The sequence below is a fragment of the Enterobacter cloacae complex sp. S3 genome (assembly GCF_014930495.1).
Lineage (GTDB): Bacteria > Pseudomonadota > Gammaproteobacteria > Enterobacterales > Enterobacteriaceae > Enterobacter > Enterobacter asburiae_B.
Map to the genome: position 1 here is coordinate 52,941 of NZ_JADBRD010000045.1, position 15,712 is coordinate 68,652.

A 15,712-nucleotide genomic window follows, 5' to 3' on the forward strand; every position below is an offset into this window, starting at 1 on the left:
GGGTTAATCCGTTATTTTACCCTTTTCCACGGTAAACATCTTCGAATTTTCGTCCGACATGTCTATAACGTGTTCAGCGCTAATGGCGCTGACGAAAACCTGCGACTGAGTGGCTTTTAAGCGGCTGGCAAGCAGCCCGCGCCGCGCGTCGTCAAGTTCCGAGGCAAAATCATCTATCAGGTACAGGCAGCGTCTTCCGCTCTCGCGTGTGAGAAACTCTCCCTGTGCCAGGCGCAGCGCACACATCAGGAGCTTGAGCTGCCCGCGCGACAGCGTGTCTTCCACCGGTGCACCGTCGGCACGAATGCGGAAATCCGCCTTGTGCGGGCCGTGCGCGGTGTAGGTCAACATGCGGTCACGCTCGAAGCTTCTCTCTAACACCTCGGCATAATCCGTCTCTTTCTCCCAGCCGCGCTGGAAAGAGAAGGTGAGAGAGAACTCGGGTAAAAACTGTTTGCAGGTGTCGGCCATGTCTTCGGCGATACCTGCGCTGTATTCGGCACGCCAGTTGCTGATTTGTTCCGCGAGAGGGATTAACTCCATGTCCCACGGACGCAGCTGGGCGTAACGGGTAACCTGGCGCAGTGCAGCGTTACGCTGCTTGAGCAGACGCTTCAGGTTGCTCCAGGCGTTAAAGAAACCGGCTTCGTTGTGAAAGCATCCCCAGTCGAGGAACGCTCTTCTGTATTTGGGGCCGCCGTTGAGTAAAGTAAACCCCTCCGGCGTAATCAGCTGCATTGGCATCAGCAGCGCCAGCTCCGCCACTTTATGGCCGTCGGTGCCGTCGATGCGCACCTTGCTGTCGCCCTGCTTGTCTTTGGTCAGGCCGATAGCGGTTTCCCGCTCCGCCCCCTGCAAACGCCCGTGCAGAACAAAGGATTCCTGCTCGTGGCGAATGACGCGACCAATCTGCAAACTGCGAAACGCCCGACCGTGGCCGAGCGTATAGATGGCCTCAAGCACGCTGGTTTTGCCGCTGCCGTTTGCGCCAACCAGGAAGTTAAAGCCAGGAGATAAAGCGAGATCCGCGCTTTCGATATTGCGAAAGTCGCGGATCAACAGACGGGTGAGCGACATTACAGTCTCATTGGCATAACAACATAGGCAGCCGACTGTGATGCGGCATCTTCAATCTGTACGCTTGAAACGGAGTCGGTCAGCAGAATGCGTACGTTTTCGCATTTCAGCGCATTCAGCACATCCAGTACGTAGCTGACGTTAAAGCCGATTTCCATCTCAGCGCCGGCGTAGGTGACGTCCAGAATCTCTTCTGCCTCTTCCTGCTCCGGGTTGTTAGCGGTGATTTTGATCTGGTTTTCACTCACGTACAGGCGCACGCCGCGGAATTTCTCGTTGGAGAGAATGGCTGCACGGGCAAAGGCCTGCTTGAGGCTATCGCAGCCCGCTTCCAGCGTTTTGTCCGGATTCTTCGGCAATACGCGGCGATAATCCGGGAAACGACCGTCAACCAGCTTCGAAGTGAAAACAAAATCGCCCACGTGTGCGCGGATGTTGTTGCTGCCGATCTGCACGCGCAGCGGCGTGTCGCCGCCGTCGAGCATACGCATCAGCTCAATCACCCCTTTACGCGGCACGATCACCGAATGGTTTGGCAGCGCGTCGCCAATCGGCATAGAACAGACCGCCAGACGGTGGCCGTCGGTGGCTACGGTACGCAGCTCTTCACCTTCGGTTTCGAACAGCATGCCGTTTAAGTAGTAACGGACGTCCTGATGCGCCATGGAGAACTGCGTGGCTTCAATCAGACGCTTCATCGTCGCCTGCGGCAGGGTGAATTCAACTTCGCTCTGCCAGTCGTCCAGGTTCGGGAAGTCCGCAGCAGGCAGCGTGGAGAGCGAGAAACGGCTGCGGCCAGAGCGCACCAGCATACGGTCGCCTTCCAGCTGCACGGCGATTTCAGCGCCTTCCGGCAGCCCGCGGCAGATATCAAAGAATTTACGTGCCGGAACCGTGGTCGCGCCCGCGTCGTGCGGCTGCGTCAGCGTAACGCGCGCGATCATTTCCATTTCCAGATCTGTACCGGTCAGCGACAGCGTACCGTCCGCGACCTGAAGCAGCAGGTTTCCGAGAATAGGCAGCGTTGGGCGGCCACCTAATGGGCCACTCACCTGTTGCAGCGGTTTTAATAAATGTTCACGTTCAACGGTAAATTTCATAGCGTCACGATGATAATGTTCTGATTAAATTGGAAAAATCTTCTTTTATGTCGTGGCTTTCTTCGCGTAACTGCTCAATCTTACGACAAGCGTGCAGCACGGTCGTATGGTCACGGCCACCAAACGCATCCCCGATTTCCGGCAGACTGTGGTTGGTTAACTCCTTTGCCAGCGCCATCGCCATCTGACGCGGACGCGCCACCGAGCGGGAACGACGTTTAGACAGTAAATCTGCCACTTTGATCTTGTAGTACTCAGCCACCGTCTTTTGAATATTGTCGATAGTGACCAGTTTTTCCTGCAATGCCAGCAAATCGCGCAGCGCTTCACGCACAAAATCGATGGTGATCGCACGACCGGTAAAGTTGGCATTGGCGATAACGCGGTTCAGCGCCCCTTCCAGCTCGCGCACGTTGGAGCGCAGACGCTTGGCAATGAAGAACGCCACTTCGCCCGGCAGGCGAATGTCGTTTTCATCGGCTTTCTTCATCAGGATCGCGACGCGGGTTTCCAGCTCCGGTGGCTCGATCGCCACGGTCAGGCCCCAGCCGAAGCGGGATTTCAGACGATCTTCAACGCCGTTGATCTCTTTTGGATAACGATCCGAGGTCAAAATGATCTGCTGATTGCCTTCCAGCAGGGCATTGAAGGTGTGGAAAAACTCTTCCTGCGATCGTTCTTTATTCGCAAAGAACTGGATGTCATCGATGAGCAGCGCGTCAACGGAACGATAGTAGCGTTTAAACTCTTCGATCGCATTGTTTTGCAGGGCTTTTACCATGTCCTGAACGAAGCGCTCGGAGTGCATATACACCACTTTGGCATTGGGCTTGCGCGCCATAATGCCGTTACCCACTGCATGCAGCAGGTGCGTTTTACCCAGACCCGTGCCGCCGTAAAGGAACAGCGGGTTGTAGGCCCCACCGGGATTATCAGCAACCTGACGAGCCGCCGCGCGCGCCAGCTGGTTCGACTTACCTTCAACGAAGTTATCGAACGTGTGTTTCACGTTAACGTTAGAGCGGTAGGTTGGCTCAGCCGGTGCGGGGACATTATCCCAGCCCTGACGAGCGGGTGCGACGCGAGGGGCTGGAGCAGGCGCGGCCTGAGCGGGCGCTGCTACGTTCACGGTTTCACGGACGGTTTGGGTCACCGGCTTTGTGCCCACTTCAAAGCGCAGCTGCGGGGCATCTGACCCGCAGAAATCGTTCAGCAGTCCATTGATGTTATTAAGGTACTTGTCCCTTACCCAATCGAGCACAAAACGGTTTGGCGCATACAAAGCCAGCGTGTTATCGCTCAGTTCCGCCTGCAATGGGCGGATCCACATACTGAATTCTGTGGCTGGTAACTCATCCTGCAATCGGGCAAGACACTGCTGCCAAAGCGAAAGTGACACGGCGGACTCCACTCGAACAATAAAAGAAAACTATTGAATATTCATGATTGTTGGCGCACATCGACATGACCCTGTGCAAAAGGGTGATGTGCGAACCGCTATCTGCGGTTATACACTTCATCGTTCAAGCCGTCTCTGCGTTGGCTGCACTCGCTCGCCCCAGTCACGTACTTGCGTACGCTCCAGGGGACTCGCTCCTTTGCCGCCTTGATACAGCGTGAACGATTTTGTGTCATACCCGGCCAGGATCGCTGGATCCCGATCGGGACCGCGGATCATAGCCTAAACTGAGCCAGAGATCTTCTGTTTCTCACAGATTCTTCCCGATTTATCCACAGGAAGATCCGGAACCGGATAAGTGTAAACGATCCTGGCGCCAGTGCCCCACGATTTAGTCCGCATATTGGAAAAATTAATGAGCACAGACAATTTATTGCTTAAATGATCTAACGAAGATCCGGGACGATCCTTGCGCTTTGTTGGCGAGGCCGTATAATCCTCGACCCGGCGCGTGATGCTCATCTTCCTGCGTCGTCCGTTGCTCATTTTCCACGCGAAAACGTGCGGAAATACGCGGGAAATAAGGAAAGAGAATTGACTCCGGAGTGTACAATTATTACAATCCGGCCTCTTTAATCACCCACGCTGAGGCGTTAGTCGTTCGAAACTCGTTCGGGTATACGCAAAAGTCAGTGAATTTATTCAAGTTTAGGTAGAAATCGCCATGAAACGCACTTTTCAACCGTCTGTACTGAAGCGCAACCGTTCTCACGGCTTCCGTGCTCGTATGGCTACTAAAAATGGTCGTCAGGTTCTGGCACGTCGTCGTGCTAAAGGCCGCGCTCGTCTGACCGTTTCCAAGTAATAAAGCTAACCCCTGAGTGGTTAAGCTAGCATTTCCCAGGGAGTTACGTTTGTTAACTCCCGCTCATTTCACTTTCGTCTTCCAGCAGCCACTACGGGCTGGCACGCCGCAAATCACCATCCTCGGCCGCCAAAATTCGCTGGGGCATCCCCGCATCGGTCTCACAGTCGCCAAGAAAAATGTTAAGCGTGCGCATGAACGCAATCGGATTAAACGTCTGACGCGTGAAAGCTTCCGTTTACGTCAGCACGAACTGCCTTCAATGGATTTCGTGGTGGTGGCGAAGAAAGGGGTTGCCGACCTCGATAACCGTGCTCTCTCGGAAGCGTTGGAAAAATTATGGCGCCGCCACTGTCGCCTGGCTCACGGGTCCTGATAGCCCTCATTCGGGTCTATCAACGCCTGATTAGTCCGCTACTCGGGCCGCACTGCCGTTTCACACCAACATGCTCAAGCTACGGAATTGAGGCATTGCGCAGGTTTGGAGTGATAAAAGGCAGTTGGTTGACGGTGAAACGCGTATTAAAATGCCACCCTTTACACCCCGGTGGAGACGACCCCGTCCCCCCAGGACCCTTTGATACCAGAGAACACTAACGATGGATTCGCAACGCAATCTTCTTATCATCGCTTTGTTGTTCGTGTCTTTCATGATCTGGCAGGCATGGGAGCAGGATAAAAATCCTCAACCCCAGCAGCAGACCACGCAGACTACGACCACCGCAGCGGGTAGCGCCGCCGACCAGGGCGTACCGGCCAGTGGCCAGGGGAAACAGATTACGGTTAAGACCGATGTGCTTGAGCTGACAATCAACACCCGTGGTGGTGATGTTGAGCAGGCGCTGCTGTTGACCTACCCGAAAGAGCTGAAGTCTAACGAACCGTTCCAGTTACTGGAAACCACGCCTGAGTTTATCTACCAGGCGCAGAGCGGCCTGACCGGTCGTGATGGCCCGGATAACCCGGCTAACGGTGCGCGTCCACTGTATAACGTCGAGAGCGACACCTTTGTACTGGCTGATGGTCAGAACGAACTCGCGATCCCGATGACGTACACCGACGCCGCAGGCAACACCTTCACTAAAACCTTCACTCTGAAACGCGGTGAATATGCGGTGAACGTGGGCTACAGCGTACAGAACGCCAGTGCGAAACCACTGGAGCTGTCGACCTTTGGCCAGCTGAAGCAGTCCATCAATCTGCCGTCTCACCGTGACACCGGAAGCAGCAACTTTGCGCTGCATACCTTCCGTGGCGCGGCGTACTCCACGCCAGACGCGAAGTATGAGAAATACAAATTCGACACCATTGCCGATAACGAAAACCTGAACGTTAGTTCCAAAGGCGGTTGGGTTGCGATGCTGCAACAGTATTTCGCAACGGCCTGGATCCCAAACAACGACGGTACGAATAACTTCTATACCGCGAACCTGGGCAACGGTCTTGCAGCCATCGGCTACAAATCTCAGCCGGTTCTGGTTCAGCCGGGTCAAACCGGTAAGATGGCAAGCACCCTGTGGGTCGGCCCGGAAATTCAGGACAAAATGGCCGCTGTTGCGCCGCACCTGGATCTGACCGTCGATTACGGCTGGTTGTGGTTCATCTCTCAGCCGCTGTTTAAGCTGCTGAAGTTCATCCACAGCTTCCTGGGTAACTGGGGCTTCTCCATCATCGTTATTACCTTCATCGTTCGTGGCATCATGTACCCGCTGACTAAAGCGCAGTACACCTCCATGGCGAAGATGCGTATGCTGCAGCCGAAAATTGCGGCGATGCGTGAGCGTCTGGGCGATGACAAACAGCGTCAGAGCCAGGAAATGATGGCCCTGTATAAAGCAGAGAAAGTAAACCCACTGGGTGGTTGCTTCCCGCTGCTGATTCAGATGCCAATCTTCCTTGCGCTGTACTACATGCTGATGGGTTCCGTTGAGCTGCGCCACGCGCCGTTCGCACTGTGGATCCATGACCTGTCCGCACAGGACCCGTACTACATCCTGCCGATCCTGATGGGCGTGACGATGTTCTTCATCCAGAAGATGTCGCCGACCACCGTGACCGACCCGATGCAGCAGAAGATCATGACCTTTATGCCGGTCATCTTCACCGTGTTCTTCCTGTGGTTCCCGTCAGGTCTGGTGCTGTACTATATCGTCAGCAACCTGGTGACCATCATCCAGCAGCAGCTGATTTATCGTGGTCTGGAAAAACGTGGCCTGCATAGCCGCGAAAAGAAAAAGTCCTGATTCGGTAAGTTAACGCTAAAATAAGGGCGGTCGATTGACCGCCTTTTTTATTTGTATTGAACGAGACCAACCATGAGCCATAACGACACTATCGTCGCCCAGGCAACCCCACCGGGACGCGGTGGTGTAGGCATTCTGCGTATCTCCGGCCTGAAGGCGCGCGAGGTGGCCGAAGCGGTGCTGGGTAAACTGCCAAAGCCGCGCTACGCTGATTACCTGCCGTTTAAAGATACCGACGGCACGCCGCTGGACCAGGGCATTGCGCTGTGGTTCCCCGGCCCGAACTCCTTCACCGGCGAAGACGTGCTGGAGCTGCAGGGCCACGGCGGCCCGGTTATCCTCGACCTGCTGTTAAAACGTATCCTGACCCTGCCTGGCCTGCGCATTGCGAAACCGGGCGAGTTCTCCGAGCGTGCCTTCCTCAACGACAAGCTCGACCTGGCGCAGGCAGAAGCGATTGCAGACCTGATCGACGCCAGTTCTGAACAGGCGGCCCGCTCCGCCCTGAACTCGCTGCAGGGGGCATTCTCCGCCCGCGTAAATCACCTTGTGGAAGCACTTACTCACCTGCGGATCTACGTGGAAGCGGCTATCGACTTCCCGGATGAGGAGATCGACTTCCTCTCTGACGGCAAAATCGAAGCCCAGCTCAATCAGGTAATGAACGATCTCGACGCCGTGCGCGCCGAAGCGCGTCAGGGCAGTCTGCTGCGCGAAGGGATGAAGGTGGTGATTGCCGGACGTCCTAACGCCGGGAAATCGAGCCTGCTGAACGCCCTGGCGGGCCGTGAAGCGGCGATCGTCACCGACATTGCCGGCACCACCCGCGACGTGCTCCGCGAGCATATCCACATCGACGGGATGCCGCTGCATATCATTGATACCGCCGGCCTGCGCGATGCCAGCGACGAGGTTGAACGCATCGGTATCGAACGCGCCTGGCAGGAGATCGAGCAGGCAGACCGCGTGCTGTTTATGGTGGACGGCACCACGACCGACGCCGTTGACCCGGCAAAAATCTGGCCAGACTTTATCGCCCGTCTGCCGGCGAAACTGCCCATCACCGTGGTGCGTAACAAAGCGGATGTCACCGGCGAAACGCTGGGCATCAGCGATGTGAATGGTCACTCACTGATTCGCCTGTCGGCGCGTACCGGTGAGGGCGTTGACGACCTGCGTAACCATCTCAAGCAGAGCATGGGCTTTGACACCAGCATGGAAGGCGGCTTCCTCGCGCGTCGTCGCCACCTGCAGGCGCTGGAAGAGGCGGCAAACCACCTCGTTCAGGGTAAAGCGCAGCTGATCGGCGCTTGGGCGGGTGAACTGCTGGCGGAAGAGCTGCGCCTGGCGCAGCAGAATCTGAGCGAGATCACCGGGGAGTTTACGTCGGACGATCTGCTGGGACGAATTTTCTCGAGCTTCTGTATCGGTAAGTAAGGCCCGCTCACTGATGGTGATTTCCTCCCGGGAAATCACCATTGTCCAAATGGCAACTCGCCTAATCCCTTTTCACCCCCTATCCTGCATGCCTGCATCTATGGGGGGGTTATGGCGCGTTTTCTGTTTTGTAGTTTCGCATTAGTTCTGCTTTATCCGTCCGGCATTGATATGTATCTGGTGGGATTGCCGCACATCGCCCGCGATCTGGGCGCCAGCGAAGCGCAGCTGCACATCGCGTTTTCGGCCTATCTCGCGGGGATGGCGTCGTCGATGGTGTTTGCCGGGAAGATCGCGGATAAGGCAGGCCGTCAGCCCGTCGCGATAACCGGCGCCATCATTTTTGCCCTGGCCTCTCTTCTCTGCTCACAGGCGCAGAACAGCACCTTGTTCCTGGCCGGACGGTTTATTCAGGGCATTGGAGCCGGTGGCTGTTACGTCGTCGCGTTTGCCATTTTGCGAGACACCCTAAGCGCCCAGCGTCGCGCTAAGGTGCTGTCGATGCTGAACGGCATTACCTGCATCATCCCGGTGCTGGCCCCGGTCGTGGGATATCTGATCATGCTGAAATTCCCGTGGCAGAGCCTGTTCTGGACCATGGCGGCGATGGGCGCGCTGGTGTTTATCCTGTCCATCGCCGTGCTGAAAGAGACCCACCCGGGCTCGCAGAATACCGGTCATACCGCAGCCATTCACCCAGCCGAGAAGCTGCTTAACCGCTTTTTCCTCAGTCGTCTGGCCGTGACCACGTTAAGCGTGGCGGTGATCCTGACCTATGTAAACGTTTCCCCGGTTTTACTGATGGAAACCATGGGCTTCGATCGGGGTGAGTATTCAACGGTGATGGCATTAACCGCCATGGTCAGTATGGCAGTGTCGTTTTCTACCCCCTTTGCGCTAAATGTTTTTAGCCAGCGTACGTTGATGCTGACCTCACAGGTTTTATTCCTCACGGCAGGCGCGATCCTGGCGGCCTCCAGCTCGCATGCGGTGATGCTGGCGGGTATTACCCTCATTTGCGCCGGGTTCTCGGTTGGCTTTGGCGTGGCGATGAGTCAGGCGCTTGGCCCCTTCTCGCTGCGGGCAGGCGTGGCAAGCTCTGTGCTGGGGATTGCGCAGGTCTGCGGCTCGTCGCTGTGGATTTGGCTGGCGGCGGTCATCGGGCTTAACGCGCTGAATATGCTGATCGGGGTTCTGATTGGCTGTAGCATACTGTGCATCACCTTACTTATGGTCATCCAGCCCGCGGCGCATTATGAAGAAGCCCATCAGCAGTCTCGATCTTAACCTGTTGCTGTGCCTGCAGCTTTTGCTGCAGGAGCGCAGCGTCACCAAAGCGGCGAAACGGATGAACGTGACGCCCTCTGCGGTGAGTAAATCGCTGGCCAAGCTGCGTGACTGGTTTGACGACCCGCTGTTTGTCAAAACGCCGTTGGGGCTGCTGCCGACCCCGCTGACGGTAAGCCTGGAGCAGGATCTGGCTGACTGGATGCAAATCGGCAACCAGATCCTCGACAAATTCCACCATGATTCCCCGGGCGGGCTAACGTTCGTGCTGGCCGCCGAAACGCCGTTGATGCTGATCCGCTTTAACGCCCTGCTGGAGCAGGTGAACCAGCGCTATCCGCAGGCTACGGTGAAGATGCGTCACTGGGATTACGACTCGCTGGACGCCATTACGCGTGGAGAGGTGGATCTGGGATTCACCGGACGCGAAACGCACCCGCGCTCGCGTGAATTGCTGAAGCTAATGCCGTGGTTCATCGACTATGAGATCCTGTTCAGCGACCGTCCGTGCGTGTATCTGCGTGAGGATCACCCCGCGCTACAGGATGAATGGAACCTCGAGACCTTCCTGCGCTACCCGCACATCAGCATCTTCTGGGAACGCAGCGACACCTGGGCACTGGACGAAGTGCTAAAGGAGATGGGTCGGGAGAGAAACATTGCCATGAGCGTGCCGGGTTTTGAGCAGTCGATGTTTATGGCGGCGCAGCCCGGCCATAACTATATCGCCACGGCTCCGCACTACTGCCATCACTACAATCAACTCCACCAGCGGAAGCTGATCGCGCTGCCCATTCCCATTGACGAAGCGCAGGCTGAAAAGCTTACCGTTCCCTTCACGCTGATCTGGCATAAACGAAACAGCCATAATCCGAAAATCCTCTGGCTGCGGGAAACCATCAAGGCGCTGTACGGTGCCAGCGATCCAATTTTTGCCTAAGAAAATGTAAAGTTCGGTCCTGAGGCTTCTCTTACTCCCATTTACTGATTAAAACAGGAGTCAAGTTAAGCGATAATCATGTAACCGTTTAACCGATTACGACCATTATCAAGGAGCGAAAAATGGCTACGCACTTTGCAAGAGGGATACTTACGGAAGGACGTCTCGTATCGGCAAGAATTTCTTCAGCCTGTCACAGTGAAGCACTTACTCTCCCGGAACACCGCAGAACGCGGTTTTTAGCGTCCAGAGCGCTTCTGGCAGAACTGCTGTTTATGCTGTACGGCACCAGCGAGCTGCCGGACATCATTACCCAGCCCGAAGGCCGCCCGGTCTTTGCCGACCCGGACCTCCCTCGTTTTTCGATTGCCTACGCGGGCAATATCATTGGCGTCGCGCTGACCACCGAAGGGGATTGTGGGCTGGATATGGAACTTCAGCGCGCGACGCGCAGCTTCCATGGCGGTAATGCGCATGAAGACTATCCGCTCTCCAGCAATGAGAAGCTGTGGGTACGCAACCAGAACGATCCTGTCGAAGCCCGAGCCCAGCTCATTACCCTGCGCCAGAGCATTCGCAAGCTCTGTGGATGCGACTCAGACGACGCCAGCCTACTGCAGCTGCTGCCAGGCTCCGGACGTCTGCGTGCCACTCAGGCCACACTGGTAGAGGCGCTCAGCGACGCAGAGGATGTGCTCATTTGGTCCATTGCGGTTACCCCCGCCATCGAACGCATGAAAATCTGGGAATTTGACAGCCAACAGGGATGGCGTAGCCTTCCTGATGTGCCCGAGCGCGCCAACGAGCCCGCCGCACGCCTGATGCGTTTAACCAGTTTACCGGCAGAAAAAGCATTCACCCTTAGCTGATCCAATCAGGGTCATCATGATGAAACAGGAGTAATCATGTCTGATACGTTGAAAGTAGTTACGTTACTGGGAAGCCTGCGCAAAGGTTCATTTAACGGGATGGTTGCCCGCACGCTGCCACAGCTGGCACCGGCAGGAATGGACATTAGCGCCCTGCCGTCTATTGGCGATATTCCGCTGTATGACGCTGACGTACAGCAAGAAGAGGGTTTTCCGCAGAGCGTTGAGGCGCTGGCAGAGCAGATCCGCCAGGCCGACGGCGTGGTCATCGTCACGCCGGAGTACAACTATTCGGTTCCGGGTGGCCTGAAGAATGCCATCGACTGGCTGTCCCGCTTACCTGAGCAGCCGCTGGCAGGCAAGCCGGTGCTGATCCAGACCAGCTCAATGGGCGCGATTGGCGGCGCGCGCTGCCAGTATCATCTGCGCCAGATCCTGGTGTTCCTGGATGCGATGGTCATGAACAAGCCGGAATTTATGGGTGGTGTGATTCAGAACAAGGTCGACCCACAAACGGGTGAAGTGGTGGATCAGAGCACGCGCGATCATCTGTCTGGCCAGCTGACGGCGTTTGGGGATTATATTAAGCGGGTGAAGGCGTAAGCTTATTGCAGCCTGATGCCCTTACCCTGGCCCTCTCCCACAGGGAGAGGGAACAAACATTAAAGCCCTTTTCGAAGAAAAGGGCTTGCTGTTTATTTGGCGTCAATAAACACAATCTTCAGCACAAACAGCAGCGCCACAACGATGACGCAAGGACTGAGGTCGCGGAAGCGGCCGGTACCGATCTTCATTACGCAGTAAGAGATAAAGCCCAGCGCGATACCTTCGGTAATCGAGAAGCTGAACGGCATCATCACGGCGGTAATAAACGCCGGCACCGCTTCGGTTAAATCATCCCACTTCACGCGTGACAGGCTGGAGGTCATCAGCACCCCCACATAGATCAGCGCGCCGGCTGCCGCATACGGAGGAACCATACCCGCCAGCGGAGAGAGGAAGATCACCAGCAGGAACAGAATACCCACAACCACCGCCGTCAGGCCGGTACGGCCGCCCACGGACACGCCGGAAGACGATTCAATGTACGCGGTAACGGACGAGGTTCCGATAAAAGCACCGGTCACAGAGGAGACGCTGTCCACAAACAGCGCCTGCTTCATGCGCGGGAATTTCCCTTTTTCATCCGCCAGGCCCGCTTTATCGGTCACGCCAATCAGCGTGCCGGAGGAGTCAAACAGGTTGACCAGCATGAAGGAGAAAATCACGCCCGCCAGGCCCAGGTTCAGGGAACCCGCCAGATCGACGTGACCAATCACGGTAGAGACGCTCGGTGGCGCGGAGACGATACCGTTATAGTGAACATCGCCCAGCATCCAGCCCAGCAGGGTGGTGACAACGATGGACACCAGCACCGCCGCGTGAATATTACGGGAAGCCAGGATCGCGATGATAAAGAAGCCCAGCACGCCCAGCAGCACGTTATGAGAGGTCAGGTGACCGATGCTCACCAGCGTGTCCGGGTTCGCCACGATAACGCCGGCGTTTTTCAGCCCCATCATACCGATGAACAGACCGATACCGCTGGTGATGCCCACGCGCAGGCTCACGGGAATGTTCGCAATCATCCAGTAACGCACGCGGAAAATGGTCAGCAGCAGCAGGCCAACCGCGCCCCAGAAGATGGCGCCCATGCCAACCTGCCACGGCAGACCCATAGCCTGAACCACCACGAACGCGAAGAACGCATTCAGGCCCATTGCCGGTGCCAGCGCAACCGGCAGGTTAGCGAACACACCCATCAGGATGCTGCCAAGAGCCGCGATCAGACAGGTTGTTACAAAGACGGCGCTGGTATCCATGCCAGCGACGCCCAGAATTTGAGGGTTCACAAAAACGATATAGACCATCGTCAGGAAGGTGGTGAAACCAGCGATCACTTCGGTGCGTGCCGTTGTGCCGTGCTCGCGCAGTTTAAAAACGCGCTCAAGCAGACCCTGACCAGATGTCTGGGTAGTGTGTTGTTGACTCATCATCAATTCCGAACAAGGAGGGAAAATTCGTCGCTATCCTATACCAAAATGCGACAATAGTGGCGGTTACGTGATACTTTTTTCATTGATTTTGCTTATACGGCAACGATTGCGTGCCGGCGAACTGCCGTACGTAAACGTTAAACTTGTTAAAAGGGAAAGGCATGTCCGGAATTGAAGCGGTATTTTTCGACTGCGACGGTACGCTGGTCGACAGTGAGGTCATTTGTTCCCGCGCGTATGTCACCATGTTCCAGGAATTTGGCATTACGCTGGAACTCGAAGAGGTGTTTAAACGCTTTAAGGGCGTAAAGCTCTACGAGATCATCGACATCATTAACGAAGAACACGGAGTGGATCTGGCGAAAGCCGATCTGGAACCGGTGTACCGCGCCGGGGTCGCACGCCTGTTCGACTCCGAGCTGGAGGTTATCTCCGGGGCTAACGCGTTGCTGGATGCGATGACGGTGCCAGTCTGCGTCGTCTCTAACGGCCCGGTCAGCAAAATGCAGCACTCGCTGGGCAAGCTTGAGATGTTGCACCATTTCCCGGAAAAACTGTTCAGCGGCTACGATATCCAGCGCTGGAAGCCAGACCCGGCGCTGATGTTCCATGCGGCAAAAGCGATGAACGTCAACGTAGAGAACTGTATTCTGGTGGATGACTCGTCTGCGGGCGCGCAGTCGGGGATTGATGCGGGGATGGAGGTGTTTTACTTCTGCGCCGACCCGCACAACAAGCCGATCGATCATCCCAACGTGACGACCTTTACCGATCTGGCGCAGCTGCCAGCGCTGTGGAAGGCGCGCGGGTGGGATATTACTCGCTGAGTTTTCCCCTCACCCCGACCCTCTCCCCTGGGGAGAGGGAGAAAACCGAATTGTCCCCTCTCCCTGTGGGAGAGGGTTAGGGTGAGGGTAAAATCACTCTTTCGGATCTTTACCCGCCAGCAGCTTGTCCAGCTCGTCGCCGCCCACGTGACGGAAGTCCTGACCTTTCACGAAGTAGAAGATGTATTCGCAAATGTTCTGGCAGCGGTCGCCGATACGCTCAATAGAGCGCGCGCAGAACAGGGCGGTCAGTACGCTTGGGATCGTACGTGAATCTTCCATCATGTAGGTCATCAGCTGACGCACGATGCCTTCATACTCCTGGTCGACCTTCTTGTCTTCACGGTAGATACGCACCGCTTCGTCCAGGTCCATACGCGCAAAAGCATCCAGCACGTCGTGCAGCATCTGCACGGTGTGGCGGCCCAGCGACTCCAGGCTCACCAGCAGCGGCTGGTGCTGCTGAGAGAACTTCTCCAGCGCGGTGCGGCAGATTTTATCCGCAACGTCACCAATACGCTCCAGCTCGGCGATGGTTTTGATGATCGCCATCACCAGACGCAGGTCGCTCGCCGTCGGCTGACGTTTCGCGATAATGCGCACGCAGGCCTCGTCGATAGCGACTTCCATCATGTTGACGTTTTTATCGCCTTCAATGACGCGCTTCGCCAGCTCGCTGTCCTGGTTGTGCATTGCCGTAATCGCATCAGAAAGCTGCTGCTCGACCATGCCGCCCATGGTCATTACCTGGGTGCGAATGCTTTCCAGCTCTGCGTTGAACTGGCCGGAAATGTGTTTATTAAGATTGAGGTTGTCCATGGTTTCTCCACATGCACTAAGGCAAATCAACCGTAGCGGCCAGTAATATAATCTTCGGTTTGTTTCTTCGCGGGCCTGGTGAACAGCGCGTCCGTATCGCTGAACTCAATCAACTCGCCCAGGTACATAAACGCCGTGTGATCGGAACAACGCGCAGCCTGCTGCATGTTATGGGTCACGATAACCACGGTGTAATCCTGCTTCAGCTCGGTGATCAGCTCTTCAATACGGCCGGTTGAGATCGGGTCCAGCGCTGAACACGGCTCATCCAGCAGCAACACTTCCGGGCGAATAGCAATACCGCGCGCAATGCACAGACGCTGCTGCTGACCACCGGAGAGAGAGTAACCGCTCTGGTGCAACTTATCTTTGGTTTCGTTCCATAATGCGGCCTTGGTCAAAGCCCACTGCACGCGCTCGTCCATATCGGCACGGGAGAGTTTTTCAAACAGACGCACGCCAAACGCGATGTTGTCGTAAATCGACATCGGGAACGGCGTTGGTTTCTGGAACACCATCCCCACTTTGGCGCGCAGCAGGGCGATATCCTGCGCCTGGGTCAGAATGTTTTCACCGTCCAGGATGATTTCACCCTCAGCGCGCTGCTCCGGATAGAGCGAATACATTTTGTTAAAGGTGCGCAGCAGCGTGGATTTCCCACAGCCGGACGGACCGATAAATGCCGTGACCTGGTTCTTCGCGATATCCAGGTTGATGTTCTTCAGGGCATGGAATTTGCCGTAGTAGAAGTTCAAATCACGAACCTGAATCTTACCCGGGGCAGTATCAACCATACTCATTGACTCATTTCCT

General features: G+C 56.1%; 16 protein-coding genes. 10 read left to right on the forward strand and 6 right to left on the reverse strand.

The window, feature by feature from the left end:
• Positions 1–3 precede the first annotated feature (3 nt).
• From recF to dnaA, 3 genes are read right to left on the reverse strand one after another with little or no spacing between them, the layout of a single operon-like run.
• The gene (recF, locus tag IM317_RS21070; RefSeq protein WP_023309805.1) at positions 4–1,077 is read right to left on the reverse strand and encodes a DNA replication/repair protein RecF; all 1,074 of its coding nucleotides are present in this window, start codon (positions 1,075–1,077) and stop codon (positions 4–6) included.
• Complete coding sequence (gene dnaN / locus IM317_RS21075) at positions 1,077–2,177, reverse strand: DNA polymerase III subunit beta (RefSeq protein WP_014830028.1); 1,101 nt, start codon at positions 2,175–2,177, stop codon at positions 1,077–1,079. The genes recF and dnaN overlap by 1 nt, the downstream gene beginning before the upstream one ends.
• A 4-nt stretch (positions 2,178–2,181) precedes the next feature.
• Complete coding sequence (gene dnaA / locus IM317_RS21080; RefSeq protein ID WP_010426558.1) at positions 2,182–3,576, reverse strand: chromosomal replication initiator protein DnaA; 1,395 nt, start codon at positions 3,574–3,576, stop codon at positions 2,182–2,184.
• Positions 3,577–4,300: 724 nt separating this feature from the next.
• Here dnaA and rpmH point away from each other — a divergent pair.
• The 9 genes from rpmH to IM317_RS21125 all read left to right on the forward strand — a co-directional run bounded on the left by rpmH (position 4,301) and on the right by IM317_RS21125 (position 11,820).
• The gene (gene rpmH / locus IM317_RS21085) at positions 4,301–4,441 is read left to right on the forward strand and encodes a 50S ribosomal protein L34 (RefSeq protein ID WP_000831330.1); all 141 of its coding nucleotides are present in this window, start codon (positions 4,301–4,303) and stop codon (positions 4,439–4,441) included.
• 16 nt (positions 4,442–4,457) lie between these two features.
• Positions 4,458–4,817 carry a ribonuclease P protein component gene (gene rnpA, locus IM317_RS21090; RefSeq protein ID WP_032640303.1) on the forward strand — a complete coding sequence of 120 codons (360 nt, stop codon included), beginning with the start codon at positions 4,458–4,460 and terminating at the stop codon, positions 4,815–4,817.
• Positions 4,781–5,038: a membrane protein insertion efficiency factor YidD gene (gene yidD, locus IM317_RS21095; protein WP_001307474.1), complete on the forward strand. Its 258-nt coding sequence runs from the start codon at positions 4,781–4,783 to the stop codon at positions 5,036–5,038. Before rnpA ends, yidD begins: the two co-directional genes overlap by 37 nt.
• A gap of 2 nt (positions 5,039–5,040) precedes the next feature.
• On the forward strand, positions 5,041–6,684 hold the full coding sequence (gene yidC / locus IM317_RS21100) for a membrane protein insertase YidC (RefSeq protein WP_033144356.1): 1,644 nt from the start codon (positions 5,041–5,043) through the stop codon (positions 6,682–6,684).
• Between the two features lie 72 nt (positions 6,685–6,756).
• Positions 6,757–8,121, forward strand: coding sequence for a tRNA uridine-5-carboxymethylaminomethyl(34) synthesis GTPase MnmE (gene mnmE / locus IM317_RS21105; RefSeq protein ID WP_033144357.1), 1,365 nt, complete (start codon positions 6,757–6,759; stop codon positions 8,119–8,121).
• A 111-nt stretch (positions 8,122–8,232) separates the two neighbouring features.
• A complete protein-coding gene (locus IM317_RS21110) occupies positions 8,233–9,408 on the forward strand; it encodes an MFS transporter (RefSeq protein ID WP_033144358.1) in 1,176 nt (391 codons plus the stop codon).
• On the forward strand, positions 9,377–10,348 hold the full coding sequence (yidZ, locus tag IM317_RS21115; RefSeq protein ID WP_029741480.1) for an HTH-type transcriptional regulator YidZ: 972 nt from the start codon (positions 9,377–9,379) through the stop codon (positions 10,346–10,348). The genes IM317_RS21110 and yidZ overlap by 32 nt, the downstream gene beginning before the upstream one ends.
• Before the next feature lie 122 nt (positions 10,349–10,470).
• Positions 10,471–11,217: a 4'-phosphopantetheinyl transferase superfamily protein gene (locus tag IM317_RS21120; RefSeq protein WP_033144359.1), complete on the forward strand. Its 747-nt coding sequence runs from the start codon at positions 10,471–10,473 to the stop codon at positions 11,215–11,217.
• 36 nt (positions 11,218–11,253) lie between these two features.
• Positions 11,254–11,820 carry an NADPH-dependent FMN reductase gene (locus IM317_RS21125; RefSeq protein WP_049015527.1) on the forward strand — a complete coding sequence of 189 codons (567 nt, stop codon included), beginning with the start codon at positions 11,254–11,256 and terminating at the stop codon, positions 11,818–11,820.
• A gap of 92 nt (positions 11,821–11,912) precedes the next feature.
• Here IM317_RS21125 and adeP read toward each other — a convergent pair whose 3' ends face one another.
• Positions 11,913–13,250, reverse strand: coding sequence for an adenine permease AdeP (gene adeP, locus IM317_RS21130; RefSeq protein ID WP_023309797.1), 1,338 nt, complete (start codon positions 13,248–13,250; stop codon positions 11,913–11,915).
• 164 nt (positions 13,251–13,414) lie between these two features.
• On the opposite strand from adeP, the gene yieH reads away from it, so the two are divergent.
• Positions 13,415–14,080: a 6-phosphogluconate phosphatase gene (gene yieH / locus IM317_RS21135; RefSeq protein WP_033144361.1), complete on the forward strand. Its 666-nt coding sequence runs from the start codon at positions 13,415–13,417 to the stop codon at positions 14,078–14,080.
• 93 nt (positions 14,081–14,173) lie between these two features.
• On the opposite strand, the gene phoU is transcribed toward yieH, so the two are convergent.
• Positions 14,174–14,899 carry a phosphate signaling complex protein PhoU gene (gene phoU, locus IM317_RS21140; protein WP_008500182.1) on the reverse strand — a complete coding sequence of 242 codons (726 nt, stop codon included), beginning with the start codon at positions 14,897–14,899 and terminating at the stop codon, positions 14,174–14,176.
• 26 nt (positions 14,900–14,925) lie between these two features.
• Entirely contained in the window at positions 14,926–15,699 is a 774-nt protein-coding gene (gene pstB, locus IM317_RS21145) for a phosphate ABC transporter ATP-binding protein PstB (RefSeq protein ID WP_010426574.1), read from the reverse strand.
• Positions 15,700–15,712: the final 13 nt, after the last annotated feature.